Below are 20326 nucleotides of genomic sequence, written 5' to 3'. Positions count from 1 at the left end.
GGCGGCGGGGGGGGGGGCGGCCCCCCCCGGGGGGGGGGGGGGGCGGGGGGCGGCCCCCGGGGGGGGGGGGGGGGGGGGGGGGGGGGGGGCGGCCCCCCCCCCGGGCCCCCCCCCCCCCCCCCCCCCCCCCCCCCCCCCCCCCGGCCGGTAGGCGGTTGACACCGCCACACCTTCACCACGAAACTCTCCCGAAACACCGCAAGGTGCGTACTGTAAACGTTTACGGGAGCGGTTGATGCGCAAACCCCGCTGGCTCGCCGTGCTCGCCGTCCTGGCGTCACTGACCTTCCTGGCCGCTCCGGGCGAGACGGAGGTACGGGCGGGCGGCACGCTGGCCACCGGCTCCGCCCCGTCGCGGGCACTGGGCGAGAACATCGCCTTCAACGTCTACCTGCCCACCGGCTACGACCGCGGCACAGACCGCCACCCCGTGCTCTACCTGCTCCACGGCCGGGGCGACACCATGCAGGCGTGGACCCGGGTCAAGACCCTGCTCGATGACATGATCCGCACCAGGCGCATCCCGCCCGTCATCGCCGTCATGCCGGACGCCCCCTGGAGCGAGCGTGGCAGCTGGTACGCCGACTCGCGCTACACCGGCGCCGACCTGCCGGGAAAGCCGGTCGAGACGGCCCTGACCAGGGACCTGGTGGCGTACGTGGACGCGACGTACCGTACGGCGCCCATCAGGGAGGCCCGCCTGGTCGGCGGGTACTCGATGGGCGGCGCGGGAGCGCTGCGGTTCGCGCTCGCGCACCAGGACCTGTTCAGCGCCGCCGCCGTGCTCAGCCCGGCCGTCTACACGCCGCTGCCGCCGTCCGACTCCTCCGCCCGCGACTACGGGGCGTTCGGCAAGGACGGCGAGAAGTTCTCCGACGAGGTCTACCGGGAGCTCAACTACCCGGCCCTGCTGCCGAAGCTGGACCCCGACCTGCCGGTGCGGCTGTTCGTGGCGGTCGGCGACGACGAGTACGCCAACCCGGACCCCGCCGACGCCCGACACGACCTGGACTTCGAGTCCGCCGCCCTCTACAACGCCGCCCGGCGCTCGCCCGCGCTCTCCGCGCAGCTGCGCGTCCTGGACGGCGGCCACGACTGGACGGTGTGGGAGCCCGCCTTCGAGCAGGCCATGGCCGAGCTCGGCCATGGCCTCAGCGTCACGCCGCCGACCGGCCTGCCCGCCCCGCTGTACGGAACGGCCGGCCCCGACTGGGCCGGGGGAGTGGCGGCCCACGCGGACGGCTCCCTGACCATCGGGTACGCGGCCGGTGGGAACGCGGTCCTCACCCGCATCGGCGGCTGGACCAAGCAGCTCGGCACCGCGGCCGACGAGCGGTTGTACGGCGTGGCGGCCCTGCCGGACGGCGGCGTGCTGGCGGCCGGCTACACCAAGGGCGACCTGGACGGGCGGCACGCGGGCAACACCACGGACGACGCCTTCGTGGCCAGCCTCGACGCCGCCGGGGCCGTCCGCTGGCTCACGCAGTTCGGTGCGCCGGGCGTGGCCGACCGCCTCTACGGCCTGGCCGCCGCGCCCGACGGCGGCGCGTACGTCGTGGGCTACACCAAGGGCGCGCTGGACGGCGCCAACGCCGGCGACAAGGACGCCATCCTCGCCCGCCTCGCTCCTGGCGGCGAGGTGTCCTGGATCCGCCAGTACGGCGGCGCGGGCGAGGACAAGGCCTACGGCGTCGCCGCGGACGCCTCGAACGTCTACGTCACCGGCGGCGCCGGTGACGCTCTACCGGGCACGACCACGCCCGGCGGCTGGCTGGCCGCGTTCGCGACGGACGGCACCAGGAAGTGGGCCGCCACTGCGGGCGGCACCGCGAGCGACCGGCTGAACGCGGTGGCCGTCACCACGACGGGCCTGGCCGTGGCCACGGGGGGCGTCGGCGGGGACGCATACACCGCCGCCTACACCAGCCAGGGCAAGCAGCGCTGGCAGCACACCCTCGCCACCCCTCTTGCCGAGGCCGGCGCCGCCGTGGTCCCGCTCGCGGGCGGCGAGGTCGCGGTCGCCGGCTACACCCGGGGCCGGGTGAGCGTACAGGCGGGCGGCGCCGACGTCCTGACGCTGCGCCTGGACGGCAGGGGCCGGCAGCGCGGCGCGGCCCAGCTCGGCACCGCCAGGGACGACGGCGTGGACGCCTTCGCCGAGCCCAACCTGTACGCGACCGCCACCCCGTCGGGCGAGGCGGCGATCACGGGCCTGACCTACGGCGTCCCCAAGGGCGGCGACGCACCGGGCAACGGCGACGTCTTCCTCGTCAGAACGTCACCAGCGGATCCCCGATGAAGTCGGCGATGAAGTTGACGAAGAAGAAGCCGAAGAACAGGAAGTTGAGCACGAGGATGACGTAGTGCCACGGGCGCGGGCGGGCCGGGCGCGGCAGCTTGCTGTTCAGGTACATGAGCAGGAACGGGTAGATCAGCGCGCCCAGGTTCGACATGTTGGCCGACCACTCCACCAGGCCGACCGGCAGCGACTGGAAGATGATGATCGAGATGAGGACCAGCAGCAGGATCATGAACGGGTAGTAGAACCGGCGCGGGTCCCCCGCGATCAGGGCGCGCAGACGCGGGCTGGTGGCGTTCGCCGCGTCGGTCGTCACCCGTACCATCGCCTCGAAGATGCCGAGCTGGGTGGAGAAGAGGATCAGCACGCCGATCACGAGCGCGGCGTAGAAGCTCACCCGCCCGTACTGGTCGCCGAGCGCGCTGGCCACGAACGTCGGCACGTTCGCCCGGGTGGGCTTCTCCCCGGCCATCGTGACGGCCTGCGCCATGAGGATCGTGGGTAACAGCATGCCGAGGATGGCTCCGACGAAGAACACGCCCCACATGTCGGTCAGCAGCAGCCGGTACCACCTGCGCCACAGCCCCCGGTTGAGCTCGTCGTCGGGGAACGTCACGCCGCTGGCCAGGATCTCGCGCCGCTCGCCGCGCAGGCCGGAGATGTAGCCGACGCGGTAGCCCATGCCGTAACCCTTGTCGCGGTAGTGGCCCATGACATACCAGTTCAGGCCCGAGGCGAGCGCGGTGAACCCGGCCAGGGCGCCGAGCTGCGTCGCCGTGATCCCGGCGGGCGGGGCGGCCGGGGTGAGGAAGCCGCGGATGCCCTCCCACCACTGGCTGAACGGCACCACGAGCAGGTCGACGGCCAGGAGGGCGAGGAGGATGGTGCCGACCATCAGCCAGTTCGCCAGCTCGAGCGCGCGGCTGACGCGCTTGGCCCCCGCGGTGATCAGGAACACCAGCACCAGCAGGCCGATGGCCCACCAGCGCGGCTCGAGGTCGTCGGCCGCGGGTGGGACGCCGTGGACCAGCGCGTACACACCCTGACCCGCCGACGCGGCCCATCCGCCCGCGATGAACGCGAAGATCACGATGAGCACGGACAACGGCACCCAGAGCGGCCACCCCGGCGGCACCCGCCCCCAGCCGACCACCGGCGTCTCGCCGGTGGCGAGGACGTACCGTGAGCACTCGACGTTGTAGAACGTCTGCAGCAGCGCCGACACGACGATGACCCAGCCGACGCCGACGAATCCGTACTGGCCCACGTTCAGGGGGCCGAGCAGCCATTCACCGCTGCCGATGGAGATGCCGAGCGCGATCAGGCTCGGGCCTATGGCGTACTTGAACAGTTCCTTGGTGCCGATCTTGGAGACCTTGAAGACCTCTTCCGGCGTGGGTAGGTCGGTGACTTCGAGATCCGGTCGGCTTACTCCGAGTGGGTGCGACATCTCACTGCCTCCTGCCGCCAGAGTGATCCTCTACTTGGTCGTCTACAAGACCCAAATGCATACAGAATGCGGAATGCCGAACCACGGGAGCCATCGGGGTCGTGGGGTTACCGGTCGCCGACCTCTGACCCACAAGCCCTGGTTCCTGGCCCCTAAGCCCTGGATTCTGCTTTGAACCCCGGGCCTTGCGGTCAGGCGTACTGCAGATCGGCCCGGACGATACGTCCGTCGGAGACCGTGAAGTCGTAGTGCGCCCGCCACCCGCCGGATCCCGCGGGGGCCCAGTGGACCAGGAGCTTCTGCCCGTTCGACCGCCGCTCGGCGATGGACACCACCTTCAGGGTGCCGCCGATCACCTCGGCCCGCGCCCACTCGCGGATGGCGTCGTGCCCGCGGATGGGACGGGTGACGTCGATGACCACGCCGTCCGAGGCGAAGGCGGCGACCAGGGCGTCCAGATCACGAGCGTTCACGGCGTCCACGTAGGCCCGCACCTCCCGCGCCACCCCCGCATGCCCGCCGGCGGCAGCGCTCGGCAACGCGCCCCGACCGCTGGGGGGACTCCCGGCGCCGCCGTTGTCGGGGTCAGCCTCCGAGCCGCTCGCGGGGCAGGTGGCGGAGCCCGGCGATATGGACTCCTCGGCGGCGGGGCCCTGCGACGTGGATCGGCCGGTGGCGGGGCTGGTGGCGAGGTCGGCCGTGAGGCAGGTGCCGGGAGCGGCGGCGGGGGTGTTGGCGGGGGTGGTCCCGCAGGCGCTTGCCAGTAGTGCGCAGGCGGCGAGTGACGTCGCCACCGTCCACCGCCCGCGCCGAAGTCGCGTCGTCATGGTGGCGATGATGTGGTGCCCGAGCGCCGCAGGTCCAAGACCTGGGGCCATAACCAAAAGCTATCGCCTTTGGGAACGATCTTCCCAAGATCGACATCACCGCTCAACTGGCCGCATGTGTCGTCAGCTGAGGACATACCCGAGCGATCTTGGTTGAGGGCGTCGACAAAGTGACGAGAGGTTCCGGGCGTGCCGTTACGCCGCGTTACGGCGATAACTACTTAGAGTGACAAAGTCACCACGTGATAACGGGGGGAGATCATGAAAGGTAACTTCATAGCAGCCGGAGCCGGTGGTGCGTTGATCGTCGCTGCCGCGCTTGTCGGGCTGGCCGGCCCGGCCAGTGCCGCCCAGGGCGACCTTTGCGTATCCGATGCCTGGAGCACGCTGAAGATCGACAAGACCGGCGTGTACGCCGGTCGTCGCAATGCAGACGCCTGTGACAAGCACGACGGTTCGTTCCGTAAGCAAAAGGACGACGAGAAGCAGCACGACTTCGGCCGGGACGAGAAGGACTTCGACTCGCACGACCAGGAGAAGAAGGACTTCGACTCGTACGAGCAGGACGATTCCTACGAGCAGGATGACTCCTACGAGAGCGACGAGAAGAAGGACGACTTCGACCGGTACGAGAAGGACTACGACCGGGACGAGAAGAAGTTCGACGACGAGAAGTTCGACAAGAAGAAGCACGACGAGAAGTCCTACGACTCCGACGAGTCCGAGCAGTCGTACGACTACGACCGGGACGAGCAGTCGTACGACAACGACTGGTCCGAGAAGAAGGTCGACGACCAGAAGAAGCGCGACAAGAAGTTCGACTACGCCGATTACGACGAGAACGCGTACGACAGCGACCGGTACGAGAAGGACTACGACTCCTACGACCGGGACGAGAAGGCGTACGACAGCGACCGGTACGAGAAGGATTACGACTCCTACGACCGGGACGAGAAGAAGTTCGACGACGAGAAGAAGTTCGACAACGACCGGCAGGAGTGGGACTCCGACTCCTACGACCGGGACGAGCAGTCGTACGACAGCGACCGGTACGAGAAGGACTACGACCGGGACGAGAAGAAGTTCGACGACGAGAAGTTCGACAAGAAGAAGCACGACGAGAAGTCCTACGACTCCGACGAGTCCGAGCAGTCGTACGACTACGACCGCGACGAGCAGAACTACGACGAGTCCTACGAATCCTCTCGTGACGAGAAGCAGCGCAACGACGGGTTCGAGAAGAAGAAGAACGACTACGACGACGAGAAGTACGACTCCTACGACAACGAGAAGAAGTACGACTCTTACGACGACGAGAAGTACGAATCCGACGACGACGAGAAGTCTTACGACTCCTACGACGACGACCGGAACGAGAAGAAGCACGGCAAGAGGCACGACGACAACGACGACGACGACAAGCACCACCACCACTGGGGCTGGCCCTACAAGTGGGACAACGCCCACGGTTGGTGGCCTTGGAACGGTGACTGGGGCTACTACTGGCCTTGGGGCGCTCGCTACTGACGGACAGTTTGATTCGGGCTCTCGGGGACGCGTCGCGGCGCGCCCCGGGACCCCACCCCGCCGCACATTCCCACCCCTGTGAACCGATCTCCGCAGCCGGGTGCCAGATCTTCGCACTCGGCGCTTGATGGGAATGTGCGCCCCTCCTCACACTTGTCCGCGCCACTGCTCGCGCAGTCGGACACGGCAACCCTCCCCCCTGCACGGCCAGGCAAAGGGCGTTGCTCGCGCTGCCGGATGCGGCGCTTTCCAGCCCTTGTACGGTTTGAGCAAATGCATTCAGATGCCGTTTCCTCCGACGCCTGTGTGGCCGGGCGAAGAATGCTGCTCGCGCGGTCGGACGTGACGTCTTCCGCCCTCTGCGCGCTGAGTGAAGTGCAGCCAGGTGCTACGCCCTCCGAAGCCTGTGTTCGACCATGGGAAGGACCCTTCTTCCGCAATCGGGCGTGACTCCTTCTGGCCCTCGTGCGCTCGGGAAGGCGCGGTCGGGTGCCATGTCCTCCGCCCTTGCACGGCCCTGGGAAGGTGCTGCTTGAGTAGCCGCATGTGATTCCTTCCGCCCCCTCTGTGTGCTATGCCCTTCGACGTTTCTGTGGCCGTGGGAAGGTGCTGCTGCCCGTGTATTCGGATGTGACGTCTTCTGGCCCCGTGCGGCGGGCGAAGTGCATTCGGGTGCTAAATCTTCCGATCCCTGGCGCGTCTGGGCAGGGAGGGCTCTGTGCGGGCGGGGCGGAGGGTCGAGCGGAGGAGAGGGCGGGCGCGGGAGGACCTCCTGTGGGGCGGGGAGGGCTCTGTGCGGGCGGGCGGAGGCGTCGTGTGGGCGGGGTGGAGGGTGAGGTTACGTGGTTTGGTGGTGGGCTGTGGCGGCTTGTTCGCCGCGGCGGCCGTACCAGGCGCTCCATGCCGCCACCAGCGTCAGCGTGCCGATCAGCAGGGCTGACGACAGGCCCGCCGTGATGTCCACCGGGAGCAGGTAGATCAGCGGGATCCGCACCACCGACTCGGCCACCAGGGCCGCGGCCCAGGTGAGCGTCATGACCATGTACACGCGCCGGAACTTCGGGTCCGCCTCGTAGAGCACGTCCCAGCGGGCCGCGGTGGCCGCGTCGTCGGCGCCGAAGCGCTTGGCCATTCCGTACGCCGCCGGGTGGCCCGCCACGCAGGTGGCCACCAGGACGACTGCCATCACGCCGGTGGTGACGGACTTGACGGCGAGCATGAAGCGTTCGTCGCCGGTGAGGAAAGCGAGTGCGAGCCCGAGGCCGAAGATCAGGCACATGAAAGCGGCGAAGCCGTCCAGTCGGCGTTCCCGGATTCCGACGTGGGCGGCGCGCACGAAGCCGGTCAGGGAGGCGCCCAGCAGGGCGAGGTGCTCGTTCACGCCGAGGGCGCGTAAGGCGTAGTACGCGGCGACCGGCGGCAGGACGTCCCACAGGGCGACCTTGATCAGAGAACGGTTCACGTGCGGCTCCTTTCGTCGGAGCGCCGGCGGATGTGTCCGCTCGCCCCCTTAACGCGAAGAATTTCGCTTCAAGGTAAACACGGTGGAAGTCCTAATGCAAGAGGTCTCGCGTTAAGGTGGGTGCATGCAACCCGCACGACGGCCTGGTGGCCGCACCGCGAAGGTCCGCGCGGCCGTCCATGACGCGGTCATCGACCTGTTGCGTGAGGAGGACTGGGACACGCTGAGCATCGCCCGGGTGGCCGAGCGATCAGGGGTTCACCAGGCGACGATCTACCGCCGCTGGGGGACGCTGCCCGCGCTGGTCGACGACGCGGTGACCGAGCAGCTCGCGAAAGGTTCGCCGGTGCCCGACACGGGCTCGCTGCGCGGCGACCTGGAGGCGTACGCGATGCAGGCGGCGGCCGATGTGGCCGGTCCGCTGGGCCACCTGTACGTGCGAGCGGCCCAGGTCAGCACGCGCAGTGAGGACTACCAGACGTTCATGGCGGAGCGGGCTGTGCAGCTCGAGGTCATGCTGACGCGGGCGCGGGAGCGTGGCGAAGATCCGCCTGGGCTGCTGGAGCTCATGGAGGTGGTGCTCGCCCCGATCTACTACCACGCGATCTTCTTCAACCGGCCGATCGGACCCGAGCACGCCAGGACGTACGTGGACCGGTTGCTCAGACTGCGGGCCGGTTAGTTGGGCGACTGCCAAGGCTGTGGGCTGCTTGGGCGTGCGTGACCGGCCGGTCGGCGCAGGCCGCAGGTTGGCGCAGGGTGCCGGCCGGGTGGTGTGTGGGGCGGCTCAGGGTGTGGGCTGGGTGGTCAGCGGTCGACGATCTCGTTCTTGCCGATCACCACAACCCCTCCCCTGGTCAGGGCGAATCGGGTGCGGTCGTAGTCGAGGTCGAAGCCGATCCTGGCGCCGTCGGGGATCACGACGTTCTTGTCGATGATCGCCTTGCGGATGACGGCGCCCCGGCCGACCTTGACGTTCTCCATCAGTACGGAGTCCTCCACCAGCGAGTGCGAGTGGAGCACGACCTTGGGCGACAGGATGGACCGGATCGCCGTGCCGCCGGAGACGATCACGCCGGGCGACACCAGCGAGTCGATGGCCCGCCCCACCCGATCGCCGTCGTTGTGCACGAACTTGGCCGGGGGCAGCGGGTCATGGCCGGTGAAGATCGGCCACTTGTCGTTGTAGAGGTTGAAGACGGGGTGCGCCGAGATGAGGTCCATGTGGGCCTCGTAGTACGCGTCGAGCGTCCCCACGTCGCGCCAGTAGCCGCGGTCGCGCTCGCTGGAGCCCGGCACGATGTTGTTCTTGAAGTCGTAGACGTCGGCCCCGCCCGACTTGACGAGCATCGGGATGATGTTGCCGCCCAGGTCGTGCTTGCTGGTCGGGTCGAGCGCGTCCTCCCGCAGCGCGTCGATCATCGACTGGGTCTTGAACACGTAGTTGCCCATCGACGCGTACACCTCGTCGGGGGAGTCCGCCAGCCCCACCGCGTCCTTCGGCTTCTCCCTGAACGCCACGATCCTGCGCCCCTGCGGATCGGTCTCGATCACGCCGAACTGGTCGGCCAGCGACAGCGGCTGCCTGATCGCCGCCACCGTGACATCGGCACCCGAGTCCTCGTGCTGCTCGACCATCTGCCGCGGATCCATCCGGTAGATGTGGTCGGCCCCGAACACGATCACGTGCTCGGGCATCTCGTCATAGATCAGGTTCAGGTTCTGGAACAGCGCGTCCGCGGACCCCGAGAACCACCGCGGGCCGAGCCGCTGCTGCGCGGGCACGGGCGTCACGTAGTTGCCGAGCATCGCCGACAGCCGCCAGGTGCGCGAGACGTGCCGGTCAAGACTGTGGTTCTTGTACTGGGTCAGTACGACGATCTTCAAGAAGCCGCCGTTCGCCAGGTTGGACAGGACGAAATCGACGAGCCTGTATATCCCCCCGAACGGCACCGCCGGTTTCGCCCGATCCGCCGTGAGCGGCATGAGCCTCTTGCCCTCTCCACCTGCCAGCACAACCGCAAGCACCCTCCGGGACCTCATGCCCAGGACGCTACCCTCAAATGGCCGATCTATCGACGAATCCCGGCATGGAGACCTCCCTTCGTGTCCAGATTTGTTGCGCAATGGACCTCGGGAGATCGTCGAGCCGCTCAGGTTGACCTCTGGCGCGAAACTCGCTGCTTGTGGTGGCCTGCCGGCCGCGGCCCACCATAAGGTCGTCTCATGCGTGTTGATCTGCTCAGCCGGGAGTACCCGCCCGAGGTGTACGGCGGGGCCGGGGTGCACATGGAATACCTGGCCAGGGAGCTGCGGAAGCTGGCCGACGTACGCGTGCGCTGCTTCGGAGCCGACCGCACCGAGCCCGGCGTCTCGGCCTACCGGGTGCCCGAGGGACTGGCGGCCGCCAACGCGGCGCTGCAGGTGCTCGGCGTGGACCTGGAGATGGCCGCCGAGTGCGAGGGCGCGGACGTCGTCCACTCGCACACCTGGTACGCCAACTTCGCCGGGCATGTCGCGAAGATGCTGCACGGCATCCCGCACGTGATCACCACGCACAGCCTGGAGCCGCTGCGGCCGTGGAAGGCCGAGCAGCTCGGCGGCGGCTACACGATCTCGTCGTGGGCCGAGCGCACCGCCCTGGCGAGCGCGGACGCGGTCATCGCGGTGTCGGAGGGGATGCGCCGCGACGTGTTGTCGGCCTACCCCGAGATCCCGCCGGACAGGGTCAGCGTCATCCACAACGGCATCGACACCGCCGAGTACGCCCCCGACCGAGACCTCGACGTGCTGGAGAAGCACGGGGTGGACCCGCACCGCCCGTACGTCGTCTTCGTGGGCCGCATCACCCGGCAGAAGGGCCTGGTCCACCTCCTGCGCGCGGCGCGGTCCTTCGACCGGGACGCCCAGCTCGTGCTGTGCGCGGGCGCGCCGGACACGCCGGAGATCGCGGCGGAGGTCACCGAGCTGGTACGCGGCCTCGACCGCGACGGGGTGTTCTGGATCCAGGAGATGCTGCCCAAGCCCGAGGTCATCCAGCTGCTGACGCACGCGACGGTGTTCGTGTGCCCGTCGGTGTACGAGCCCATGGGGATCGTGAACCTGGAGGCGATGGCCTGCGAGACGGCCGTGGTGGCGACGGCCACCGGCGGCATCCCCGAGGTGGTGGCCGACGGGGAAACGGGCCTGCTCGTCCCGATCTCCCAGGGGCCTGACGGCACGCCGTACGATCCCGACCGGTTCGCCGCCGACCTGGCCGAGCGCGTCAACGCGCTGCTGCGGGACCCGGCGCGGGCCAAGGCGCTCGGGGTGGCGGGGCGGGCCAGGGCCGTCGAGCACTTCTCCTGGGAACGCATCGCCCACCGCACCATGGATCTTTACGCGACCCTGCGGCCCTGAGGCCCCACCGAGGGTTGCGGCCATGGGCTGCTGCGTCACGTCGGCCGGCCGGGGTGAGGGGAGCGGGACGCGCCGCCCCCCCGGACTCACACCAGGCCGCGGCGGCTGGCCTGGGCGCCGGCTTGGAAGCGGGTCTCCGCGTTGAGCTCGTCCAGGAGGTGACGCAGCCGGCGGCGGAGGGTGCGGGGGCTGGTGCCGAGCTGGCGGGCGATGGCGTCGTCCTTGAGCCCGGCCGCGAGCAGCGCCAGGAGCCTGCGGTCCTCCAGGCTGAGCGCACCGGCCGCAGGGCTGAGGGCACCGGCCGCAGGACTGAGCGTCCCCGCGGCAGGGCCGGGCGCACCCGCAGTACGGCCGAGCGCCCCCTGCGCAGGACCGGGCGTTCCCTCCGCAGGGCTGAGCGGTCCGGCCTCAGGGTCGAGGTCGGCGACCGGTGATCCGGGATCGGTCGTCTCCGGCCTCGAATCACCGAGCTCCTGCCACAGCTCCGGCCGTACCGGAAGCGCCTCCCGCCACATCCGCTCGAACAGCTCCACCAACGCCATCACCATGGTGGACCCCGTGATCAGCACGCCGCGCGTCAACGGCGGGTCCATCTGCAGAGGCATGACCGCCCGCCACCGGTCGACGATCGCCATCTTGAACGGCAGCTCCGGCAGGACCCGCGCCTCCTCACCCGCCTTGATGAGGCTGCCCACTTCGTCGAGCGCCCCCGTGTGGTCGAAGGCCTCCGGCACGTAGATGGTCCGGTAGCGGACGCCGCTGCGGAGCAGGCCGGTCTGGAGCGGGTTGTGGTAGTCCAGCACGTACGGCGGCCGGTCGAAGGTCAGCACCTCCTCCTTGGCCTCCTGCTGCAACCGTACGTACCACCGGGCCTGCTCCTCTGGCCCGGCCAGGACCTCCAGCTGACCGCCCTCGTCCGGGCCCTGGCCGACCGTGCGGAAGGCGGCCTCCAGCTCGTCGGCGGTGTCGGTGAGCCGGTCGAGCTCGCCCTGCATGCCGCGCACCAGCGAGCGGATCGCGGCGCCCGGGTTCGTCGCCGTCCAGCGGGGCGAGCGGCCCCACAGGCGGCTGACCATCCCCTTGGCGCGCAGCCGGCTCAGGGACGACTGGATGCGCCCCGCGCTCTCGCCGCTGCGCCTGACCAGCTCCTGCACGGTGATGCCGGGACTGGCCAGCACCCCGCGATAGACCCGCTCGTCGAAGGCGCTGATGCCCACGACCTCCAGCGCCCGCCCCTCCTCAAGCATGCCCACGATCTTGGCCAATTCCGGCAGTTGCCGCAATAGGCCACATCAACCACCTTGTCAGCAAATTTCACTGACAATTAGAAATCGGGATGTGCTTCAGAGAACCGCCCTTCTGGGCGTCGTGGTAACGGCCCTGATCGCCGCCGCCACGCCGGCCCAGGCGGCCCCCACCCCCGCCCCCTCCGCCAAGGCGACCGCCCAGCCGGACAAGCCGTCCGGACCGCCCAAGACGATCACCCTCCTCACCGGCGACAAGGTCACCCTCCGCGAGCTCCCTGACAAGCAGACCCAGCTCGACGTCAAGCCCGGCCCCGGCAGGGAGAAGGTCACGTTCGTGCACCGCCGGGGCAAGGACGGGCTCAGCATCGTCCCCACGGACGCGATGCCCCTTCTGGCCGCCGGCCGCCTCGACCCCCGGCTGTTCAACGTCACCCGGCTCGCCGCGCTCGGCTACGACGACGCCGCCAGCCCGGCGCTCCCGCTGATCACGACGTACCCGGACCAGGCCGGCGCCGCCACGCTGCGCGCCGCGGGCGGGCGCCCGCTGCCCGCGATCAACGGTGTCGCGCAGAGCGAGCCCCGCACCGGCGCGGGCACGCTGTGGAAGGCCCTGACCGGGCAGGCCAGGACGGCCACGGCCGCGCCCGAGAAGATCTGGCTGGACGGCAAGGCCATGCTCTCCCTCGACGTCAGCGTCCCGCACATCGGCGCGCCCCAGGCCTGGGCGGCCGGCCACACCGGCAAGGACGTGCCCGTGGCGGTCCTCGACTCCGGGTACGACCCCGGCCACCCCGACCTCCAGGGCCTGGTCACCAAGACCCAGAACTTCACCGACGAGCCCGACGTCCGCGACCTCAACGGCCACGGCACCCACGTCGCCGCCACCATCGCCGGCTCCGGCGCCGCCTCGGGCGGCAGGTACAAGGGCGTCGCCCCCGGCGCCAAGCTGCTGATCGGCAAGGTCTGCGTGCAGAGCGGCTTCTGCCCCGACTCGGCCATCATCGAGGCCATGACCTGGGCGGCCGAGAACGGCGCCCGCGTCGCCAACCTCAGCCTCGGCGAGGCCGACTCCATCGGCGTGGACCCCGTGGAGCAGGCCGTCAACAGCCTGTCGGAGAAGTACGGCACGCTGTTCGTCATCGCCTCAGGCAACGACGGCCCCCAGACGGTCGGCTCCCCGAGCACCGCGGACCGCGCGCTCTCCGTCGGCGCCTCCTACCGCGACGACGACACGGTCGCCCAGTTCAGCAGCACGGGCCCGCGCGTGGGCGACGGCGCGGTCAAGCCCGACCTGATCGCGCCGGGCGTCGGGATCGTCGCCGCGCGGGCCGCGGGCACGGGCCTGGGCTCGCCGGTCGACGACTCGTACACCGAGCTGAGCGGCACCTCCATGGCCACCCCGCACGTGGCCGGGGCCGCTGCGATCGTCGCCGGACAGCACCCCGACTGGAAGGCCGACCGGATCAAGTCGGCGCTCATGGCCTCCACCGCTCCCGGTGACGAGCTGGGCGCCTACGTCCAGGGCTCCGGCCGCGTGGACGTCGCCCGCGCCGTCACCCAGCAGGTCACGGCCGAGCCCGCCACCCTGAGCCTGGGCGAGATCGAGCTGCCCAGCCCCGCGCCCAAGGAGCAGACGCTCACCTACCGCAACGACGGCGACGCCGCCGTCCGGCTGGACCTCAGCGTGATCGCCAAGGACGGCGAGGGCGCGACGGTGACGCCGTTCAAGCTCGGCGCCCCGGCCGTGGAGGTGCCCGCGCACGGCACCGCCCAGGTCAAGGTGACCGCCCAGCCGGGCCCGATCGGCACGTTCAGCGGCACGGTCATCGCCAGGAACGCCGGCGTCACCGTCCGCACCGGCATCGGCATGCGGGTCGAGCCGGAGAAGCGCTCGCTCAAGCTGACCTTCACCGGCACCGACGGGCGGCCCGCGCAGGCCGCGTTCGCCGGCGTGATCGACCTCGAGGCCAAGGAACAGGTCAACTACGACATTGCCAGCGGCACGCTGGACCTCAGGCTCCAGAAGGGCCACCGCTACACCGTCGTCACCCTCATGATGGACAGCGACGGCACAATGGTGATGGCCGCCGACCCGGAGTTCACGCTCGACGCCGACCGCACCGTCGCCGCCGAGGCCCGCAAGGCGCGCCCGGTGACCGTCCGTACGGAGGAGCCCACCGCGCGGCTGGCCTTCGGCATGCTCGGCATGCTCCAGCTCGCCGAGGGCGTCCAGACCATGGGCGTGGACGTCGACCTGGCCGGCATGCGGGGCGCGGAGCGCGTCGAGGGCATCAAGGCCATCCCGACGGCCCGCACCGTGAGCAAGAACTTCGCCTTCTACCGGTGGACGCAGTGGGCCAGGCCGAAGGCCGACGGCGGCTACGACGACAGCCCGTACTTCTACCACCTGATGAAGGCCGAGCCGCGCATCCCCGCCGACCCCGGCTACCAGCCGCGCCGCCGCGACCTCGCCGAGGTCACCTCCACGTACGCCACGCAGCAGGACGCCAAGTTCGGCGAGCGCTTCGCCCTGCCGGTGCTGTACGGCAAGGAGCTGGCCTGGATGCCGTACGGCCAGGTCTCGCGCTTCTCGCTGCCGTTCCGCAGGACCGAGTACTACACGCCCGCCGACACCGGCTGGTACCCGTCCTTCATCCAGTACCAGACGCCACCGGACGGCTGGGACGACGTCGACCAGTTCTTCTTCGGCGACATCACCTCCTACCGGGCCGGCACGAAGACCACCGACCGCTGGAACACCGGCGTCTTCGCGGCCGCGCTCAACCCCGACGGCGACTACAACTGGCGTGACGAGAACCTGATGCAGTTCTCGGCCGGGCTGTTCGAGGACAGCACGCCGGACCGCGTCTCCTACGGCGACTACATCGCCCCGCAGGCCAAGGTCTACCGCGACGGGAAGGAGATCTACGCCGCCGACTACCTGCCGGGCTCGCTCGACGTGCCCGCCGAGACGAAGGCGAGCGAGTACCGGCTGACCATGACCGCCGACCGCGAGGCGAAGCAGACCAAGGTCTCCACCCGGGTCAGCGCCGAGTGGAAGTTCAGGTCGAAGTCGGCCGAGCCGGGCAAGCGCCAGGTGCTGCCGCTGCTGACCGTGAAGATCGCCCCCGAGCTGGACGATCGCAACCGGGCGGCGGTGGGTCTCATGAGCATCCCGCTGAGCGTCCAGCGCCAGGACGGATCGCCTGACCTGCCGCTGCGCAAGCTCACGGTGGACATCTCCTACGACGACGGCCGCACCTGGCTGCCCACGCTGGTGCACCCGGCGGGCAACGGCACGTGGGCCGCGCAGACGTGGCACCCGGTCAGCGCGCGCGGCGGGTTCGCCTCGCTGCGCGTCAACGCCGCCGACACCGGCGGCAACGGCTTCACCGAGACCGTCATCAGGGCCTACCAGCTCAGGTGACGTGATGGGAGCCCCGTCGCGCCCCGACCGGGCGCGGCGGGGCCCGCGTCACTTGACGCGTTCGAGCACGACGACCGGGATATCGCGGTCGGTCTTCTTCTGGTATTCGTCGTAGTCCGGCCAGGTGCGGGCCATCAGCCGCCAGAGCTCCGGCTTCTCCTCCTTGGAGGCCGTACGCGCGCGAGCCGTGAACTTGTCGGCCTTGACCTGCACCTCCACCTCGGGGTTGGCCAGGATGTTCTTGTACCACTGCGGGTGAACAGGGTCCCCGCCATGGGACGCCACGATCACGTGGTCGTCGCCGTGCTTCTGGTAGATGAGTGGCGTCGTGTAAGACCGGCCCGACTTGCGGCCCTTCGTGGTGAGGAGGAGGACGATCGTGTTGTTCCAGTCGTGTCCCTCCTCGCCGTTGGTCTCCTGATAACGCTGTACGTGTTCCTTGCCGTAGAGCATGATCCACAACTACCCATCGAGGGCGTGACCTCACCGTTACTCGCCGGGGTCTGTACGAGAAGTTAACAACCCTGGCAGGATGCATGTGTGTAAGCGCTTACAGTCCAAAGTGGAAGCGCTTACACAACAGGGAGACGCTCGATGGACGTGACCATCTACGAGGTGGCCCAGCGGGCCGGCGTGTCGATCGCGACCGTGTCCCGGGCGCTGCGCGGCACCGGCCCGGTCGCGGCCAGGACGCGCGAGAAGGTGCTCAAGGCGGTCGAGGAGCTCAACTTCACGCCCAGCCGCCTCGGGGTGAGCCTGGCCGAGGGCCGCCACGCCGCCAACGGCATCGTCTTCCCCGACCTCGCGGGCCCCTACTACACCGAGGTCCTGCTCGGCTACGAGGAGGTCGCCTCCGAGCTGGGGCGCTCCGTCGTCATCCTGTCCACCAAGGGGCGCACGCGGGTCAACGACCTGGTCAAGGACCTCGCCGGGCGGGTCGACGGCATGCTGATCTTCGGTCACACCGTCCCCGAGCCGCTGGTCGCCGAGCTGGTGCGGCTCGGCATGCGGCTGGTGTTCATCTCGCGCGACCCGCTGACCGGCGCCGACACGCTGCGTAGCGAGAACCGGGCCTCGGCGGGAGAGCTGGCCGCCCACCTGGCCGGACACGGCTACGAGCGCTTCGCCTTCCTCGGCGCGCCCATGGCCAGCCAGGACGACGTGGACGAGCGCTGGCAGGGCGTGCGGGCGGTGCTCGGCGGCGCGATCGAGGCCGTGGACACGCGCCACTACACCGTCGAGTGCGGCTTCGAGGCCGCCAGGGACCTGCTCAAAGGCAAGGGCAGGCCCGAGGCGATCATCTGCTCCGACGACGAGGTGGCGCTGGGCGCGCTGCTGGCCGCCGAGGAGCTGGGCCTGAGCGTGCCCGGCGACCTGGCCGTGACCGGCTGGGACGACATCATGGCCGCCCGCCACGCCCGCCCGGCGCTGACCACCGTACGCCAGCCCATGCGCGAGCTCGGCGCCCGCGCCGCCCGCGCGCTCGACGAGCTGATCACCCGCGCCCGCGACCTGCCCCGCCACCAGAGCCTGCCCACCGAGCTGGTGGTCCGCTCCAGCTGCGGCGACCACCCCGAGACGTCACCGAGCCCTGACCGCCGAGCCGGAGATCCGTTCCGGCCGCGGTGACCAACCCCCAGGAGGTAGTCCGTGAACACCACCACCCGGCGCGCCGCGGGAGGCGTGCTGGCCCTCGCGATCCTGGCGGCCGGCTGCGGCCGCAGCGCAGACAGAACTCCTGAGCAGGCACAGAACGTCACGACCGGCAAGATCACGGGGGAGGTCACGGTCTGGGCGATGGGCGAGGAGGGCAAGGCGCTCGGCGCGTTCGTCAAGGACTTCGAGGCCGCCAACCCGGGCGTGAAGGTCAACGTCACGGCCATCGGCTGGGACGTGGCGCACGACAAGATCACCGCGGCCATTGCGGGCAGCGCCACGCCGGACGTGAGCATGGTCGGCTCCACCTGGTCGGGCGAGCTGGCCAAGACCGGCGCGCTGGAGCCGACCCCCGGCAACCTGGTCGACAAGTCCGTGTTCTTCCCCGGCGCCTGGCAGACGGTCGACGTCAACGGCACGGCGTACGGGGTGCCGTGGTACGTCGAGACCCGCGTCCTCTACTACCGCACCGACCAGGCGAAGAAGGCCGGCGTCGAGCCGCCGAAGACGTGGGAGGAGTTCACCGCGTTCGCCAAGGCTCTCAAGGAGAAGGGCGGCGCCAAGAACGGCTTCAACCAGAGCTACACGCAGGGCGCCTCCTGGCAGGAGGTGCTGCCGCTCATCTGGCAGGCGGGCGGCGAGATCGTCAAGGACGGCACGTACACGTTCGACACCCCCGAGGCGCTCACGGCGCTCAAGCAGTACGCGTCGCTGTTCACCCAGAAGCTCGCCCCCAACAACACCCCGGAGGGCGCCTTCCCGCAGAGCTTCATCAAGGGCGAGGTCGGCGGCTTCTTCTCCGGCCCGTGGATGGTCGGCGTTGTGAACAACGACGGCGGCCCCGGCTTCAAGGACAAGTTCGACGTCGCGCCCTACCCCAAGGGGCCGGTCTCGGCGACCAGCTTCCTCGGCGGGTCCGACATGGTGGTCTTCAAGAAGGCCAAGAACCGCGACGCGGCCTGGAAGTTCATCCAGTGGCTGAGCGAGCCGAAGGTCCAGGCCAAGTGGTACACGACGGTGAAGTCGCTGCCCGCGGTCGCGGCGGCCTGGCAGGAGCCGGAGCTGACCGCCGACAAGCAGCTCGCGGTCTTCGGCGAGCAGCTCAAGGACGCCAAGACGCCGCCGCCGTTCCCGACGTGGGAGCAGGTGGCCAGGGTGCTGGAGACCGAGCTGGAGAAGCTGGCCAGGGGCGCGCAGACGCCCGAGCAGACGCTCAAGGCGATCCAGTCGCAGGCCGACACGATCGGCACCGGCCTGTGAACGCGTCGCCGACAGGGGAGAGCCCATGAGCGTGGCGGTCCCCGCCGGCCGGGTGGCGCCGATCAGGCTCAGGGGCACGTTACGCCAGGCCGGCATCGGCTGGATCTTCATCCTGCCGTTCGTGGTGCTGTTCGCGGTCTTCTACCTGGGCCCGCTGCTGGTCGGCATCGGCATGAGCTTCACCGACATGCGCAGCACCGACGTGAGCGACCCGCTCGCCGTCAACGTGGTCGGGGTCGACAACTACCTGCGGCTCATGAACGACGGCGCCATGCGCAAGGCGGCGCTCAACACCGTGGTCTTCGTGGTCACCGCGCTGCCGCTGACCATCGGGCTCGGGCTGGCCGCGGCCGTGCTGCTCAACTCGGGGATCGCCCGGCTGCCGGCCGCGTTCTTCCGGCTCGGCTACTACCTGCCGAACATCACCAGCATCATCGGCATCGCCGTGGCCTGGAAGTTCCTGCTGGAGCCGGAGGCCGGGCTGGTCAACCGGCTGCTGGAGCTGGTGGGCGTCCAGGGCCCCAACTGGCTGCAGAGCACGTCCACCGCCCTGCCGTCGATCATCGTGATGACGGCCTGGCGCAGCTTCGGCTTCAACATGGTCGTGCTGCTGGCCGCGCTACAGAGCATCCCGAGGGAGCTGTACGAGGCCGCCGAGGTGGACGGCGCCGGGCGCTGGGCCCGCTTCCGCGCGGTGACCGTGCCCTCGCTCCGGCCCGTGCTGCTGTTCTGCACCGTCTACAGCTCGGTCGGCTTCATGCAGTTCCTGGAGGAGCCGCTGGTCATGACCAGGGGAGGCCCGCTCGACTCCACGCTGTCGGCCTCGCTGGCCATCTTCGGCCAGTTCGGGGTCGGCAACTACGGCTACGCGGGGGCCGCCTCGTCCGTGCTGTTCGTGGTGATCGTGGCGCTGGCCGTACTGCAACTGAGGCTGGGGAGGCGCAGATGAGCCGGACCCGCCGCCAGCGCGCGGTCGTCTACCTGGGGCTGAGCCTGGGGCTGGCGCTGGTCGCAGGGCCGTTCCTGTGGACGGCGCTCAGCTCGGTCAAGCCGGAGCGGGAGATCAGGCGCGACCCGCCGACGTTCTGGCCCGAGACATTCACGCTGGACAACTTCGCGGAGCTGTTCCAGCGGGTGAACATCGGCAACGCCTTCGCCAACAGCATGCTCATCGCGCTCGCGCTGGTCGCCACCAACCTGCTGTTCTGCTCCATGGTCGGGTACGCCTTCGCCAAGCTGTCCTTCCGCGGCAAGAACCTCGCCTTCGGCCTGGTGCTGGTGCAGCTCGCGATCCCGGCGATCGTGCTCATGGTGCCGCAGTTCGTGCTGATCGCGAAGCTCGGCATGGTCAACACGTTCATCGGGATCATCCTGCCGACCGTGGTGACGCCGCTCGGCGTGTTCATGATGCGGCAGTTCATCGCCGACCTGCCGGACGAGCTGATCCACGCGGCCAGGGTGGACGGCGCGGGGGAGTTCCGGATCTTCTTCACGATCATCCTGCCGCTGTGCGGGCCGCCGCTGGCCACGCTGGGCCTGATCACATTCCTCGGCTCGTGGAACAACTTCCTGTGGCCGGCCGTGGTCGCGCAGAGCGAGAACATGTACACCCTCCCGGTCGCGCTCAACATCCTGAACGGGCACGAGGCCACCCACTACAACCTGCTGGTCGCCGGGTCGGTCGTGGTGATCGCGCCGATCCTGTTCCTGTTCGTCTTCCTGCAGCGCTTCTTCATCCAGGGCATCGCCACCACCGGCCTCAAGTAGAGGAG

Annotated in this window: 15 protein-coding genes; 9 read left to right on the top strand and 6 right to left on the bottom strand. The window is 69.7% G+C overall.

Annotation, left to right across the window (positions count from 1 at the left end):
• The first annotated feature begins 235 nt into the window (after positions 1–235).
• Positions 236–2299, top strand: coding sequence for an alpha/beta hydrolase-fold protein (locus tag ACIHFD_RS43430; protein WP_397371893.1), 2064 nt, complete (start codon positions 236–238; stop codon positions 2297–2299).
• Here the strand turns inward: ACIHFD_RS43430 and ACIHFD_RS43425 are convergent.
• Both ACIHFD_RS43425 and ACIHFD_RS43420 read right to left on the bottom strand, forming a co-directional pair.
• Positions 2271–3749, bottom strand: coding sequence for an Nramp family divalent metal transporter (locus tag ACIHFD_RS43425; protein WP_397371892.1), 1479 nt, complete (start codon positions 3747–3749; stop codon positions 2271–2273). The genes ACIHFD_RS43430 and ACIHFD_RS43425 overlap by 29 nt on opposite strands.
• 191 nt (positions 3750–3940) lie before the next feature.
• Positions 3941–4576: a nuclear transport factor 2 family protein gene (locus tag ACIHFD_RS43420; RefSeq protein ID WP_397371891.1), complete on the bottom strand. Its 636-nt coding sequence runs from the start codon at positions 4574–4576 to the stop codon at positions 3941–3943.
• A 261-nt stretch (positions 4577–4837) separates the two neighbouring features.
• On the opposite strand from ACIHFD_RS43420, the gene ACIHFD_RS43415 reads away from it, so the two are divergent.
• Positions 4838–6103, top strand: a complete 1266-nt coding sequence (locus tag ACIHFD_RS43415) for a hypothetical protein (RefSeq protein WP_397371890.1) — start codon at positions 4838–4840, stop codon at positions 6101–6103.
• An 838-nt stretch (positions 6104–6941) separates the two neighbouring features.
• Here ACIHFD_RS43415 and ACIHFD_RS43410 read toward each other — a convergent pair.
• Positions 6942–7565: a VC0807 family protein gene (locus ACIHFD_RS43410; RefSeq protein WP_397371889.1), complete on the bottom strand. Its 624-nt coding sequence runs from the start codon at positions 7563–7565 to the stop codon at positions 6942–6944.
• Between the two features lie 124 nt (positions 7566–7689).
• Here ACIHFD_RS43410 and ACIHFD_RS43405 point away from each other — a divergent pair, with 124 nt between their 5' ends.
• Positions 7690–8247, top strand: coding sequence for a TetR/AcrR family transcriptional regulator C-terminal ligand-binding domain-containing protein (locus ACIHFD_RS43405; protein WP_355198166.1), 558 nt, complete (start codon positions 7690–7692; stop codon positions 8245–8247).
• A gap of 125 nt (positions 8248–8372) precedes the next feature.
• Here ACIHFD_RS43405 and glgC read toward each other — a convergent pair whose 3' ends face one another.
• Positions 8373–9608, bottom strand: coding sequence for a glucose-1-phosphate adenylyltransferase (glgC, locus tag ACIHFD_RS43400; RefSeq protein ID WP_364260351.1), 1236 nt, complete (start codon positions 9606–9608; stop codon positions 8373–8375).
• 183 nt (positions 9609–9791) lie between these two features.
• Here glgC and glgA point away from each other — a divergent pair, with 183 nt between their 5' ends.
• On the top strand, positions 9792–10964 hold the full coding sequence (glgA, locus tag ACIHFD_RS43395) for a glycogen synthase (protein WP_397371888.1): 1173 nt from the start codon (positions 9792–9794) through the stop codon (positions 10962–10964).
• Between the two features lie 86 nt (positions 10965–11050).
• On the opposite strand, the gene ACIHFD_RS43390 is transcribed toward glgA, so the two are convergent.
• A complete protein-coding gene (locus ACIHFD_RS43390; RefSeq protein WP_397371887.1) occupies positions 11051–12211 on the bottom strand; it encodes a TrmB family transcriptional regulator in 1161 nt (386 codons plus the stop codon).
• A gap of 91 nt (positions 12212–12302) precedes the next feature.
• Between ACIHFD_RS43390 and ACIHFD_RS43385 the strand changes: the two genes are divergently transcribed.
• Complete coding sequence (locus ACIHFD_RS43385) at positions 12303–15638, top strand: S8 family serine peptidase (protein WP_397371886.1); 3336 nt, start codon at positions 12303–12305, stop codon at positions 15636–15638.
• Between the two features lie 48 nt (positions 15639–15686).
• On the opposite strand, the gene ACIHFD_RS43380 is transcribed toward ACIHFD_RS43385, so the two are convergent.
• Entirely contained in the window at positions 15687–16091 is a 405-nt protein-coding gene (locus ACIHFD_RS43380) for a nitroreductase family deazaflavin-dependent oxidoreductase (protein ID WP_397371885.1), read from the bottom strand.
• Between the two features lie 141 nt (positions 16092–16232).
• Between ACIHFD_RS43380 and ACIHFD_RS43375 the strand changes: the two genes are divergently transcribed.
• From ACIHFD_RS43375 to ACIHFD_RS43360, 4 genes are read left to right on the top strand one after another with little or no spacing between them, the layout of a single operon-like run.
• On the top strand, positions 16233–17267 hold the full coding sequence (locus tag ACIHFD_RS43375; protein WP_350727006.1) for a LacI family DNA-binding transcriptional regulator: 1035 nt from the start codon (positions 16233–16235) through the stop codon (positions 17265–17267).
• Positions 17268–17288: 21 nt separating this feature from the next.
• Positions 17289–18554 (top strand): sugar ABC transporter substrate-binding protein, encoded by a 1266-nt coding sequence (locus tag ACIHFD_RS43370; RefSeq protein ID WP_397371884.1) that lies wholly within the window; start codon positions 17289–17291, stop codon positions 18552–18554.
• Between the two features lie 25 nt (positions 18555–18579).
• Positions 18580–19503, top strand: coding sequence for a carbohydrate ABC transporter permease (locus tag ACIHFD_RS43365; protein WP_397371883.1), 924 nt, complete (start codon positions 18580–18582; stop codon positions 19501–19503).
• Positions 19500–20321 (top strand): carbohydrate ABC transporter permease, encoded by an 822-nt coding sequence (locus ACIHFD_RS43360; RefSeq protein ID WP_350727009.1) that lies wholly within the window; start codon positions 19500–19502, stop codon positions 20319–20321. The genes ACIHFD_RS43365 and ACIHFD_RS43360 overlap by 4 nt, the downstream gene beginning before the upstream one ends.
• Positions 20322–20326 lie beyond the last annotated feature (5 nt).

The organism is Nonomuraea sp. NPDC051941 (assembly GCF_044593615.1).
Note: the sequence above shows the minus strand (reverse complement) of the source record. Positions and strands in the feature narration are given on the sequence as shown.

Excerpts from the sequence above, each read along its gene's own strand:
- ACIHFD_RS43430 (WP_397371893.1), top strand. The coding sequence starts at position 236 with ATGCGCAAACCCCGCTGGCTCGCCGTGCTCGCCGTCCTGGCGTCACTG.
- ACIHFD_RS43425 (WP_397371892.1), bottom strand. The coding sequence starts at position 3,749 with ATGTCGCACCCACTCGGAGTAAGCCGACCGGATCTCGAAGTCACCGAC.
- ACIHFD_RS43420 (WP_397371891.1), bottom strand. The coding sequence starts at position 4,576 with ATGACGACGCGACTTCGGCGCGGGCGGTGGACGGTGGCGACGTCACTC.
- ACIHFD_RS43415 (WP_397371890.1), top strand. The coding sequence starts at position 4,838 with ATGAAAGGTAACTTCATAGCAGCCGGAGCCGGTGGTGCGTTGATCGTC.
- ACIHFD_RS43405 (WP_355198166.1), top strand. The coding sequence starts at position 7,690 with ATGCAACCCGCACGACGGCCTGGTGGCCGCACCGCGAAGGTCCGCGCG.
- glgC (WP_364260351.1), bottom strand. The coding sequence starts at position 9,608 with ATGAGGTCCCGGAGGGTGCTTGCGGTTGTGCTGGCAGGTGGAGAGGGC.
- glgA (WP_397371888.1), top strand. The coding sequence starts at position 9,792 with ATGCGTGTTGATCTGCTCAGCCGGGAGTACCCGCCCGAGGTGTACGGC.
- ACIHFD_RS43390 (WP_397371887.1), bottom strand. The coding sequence starts at position 12,211 with ATGCTTGAGGAGGGGCGGGCGCTGGAGGTCGTGGGCATCAGCGCCTTC.
- ACIHFD_RS43380 (WP_397371885.1), bottom strand. The coding sequence starts at position 16,091 with ATGCTCTACGGCAAGGAACACGTACAGCGTTATCAGGAGACCAACGGC.
- ACIHFD_RS43375 (WP_350727006.1), top strand. The coding sequence starts at position 16,233 with ATGGACGTGACCATCTACGAGGTGGCCCAGCGGGCCGGCGTGTCGATC.
- ACIHFD_RS43365 (WP_397371883.1), top strand. The coding sequence starts at position 18,580 with ATGAGCGTGGCGGTCCCCGCCGGCCGGGTGGCGCCGATCAGGCTCAGG.
- ACIHFD_RS43360 (WP_350727009.1), top strand. The coding sequence starts at position 19,500 with ATGAGCCGGACCCGCCGCCAGCGCGCGGTCGTCTACCTGGGGCTGAGC.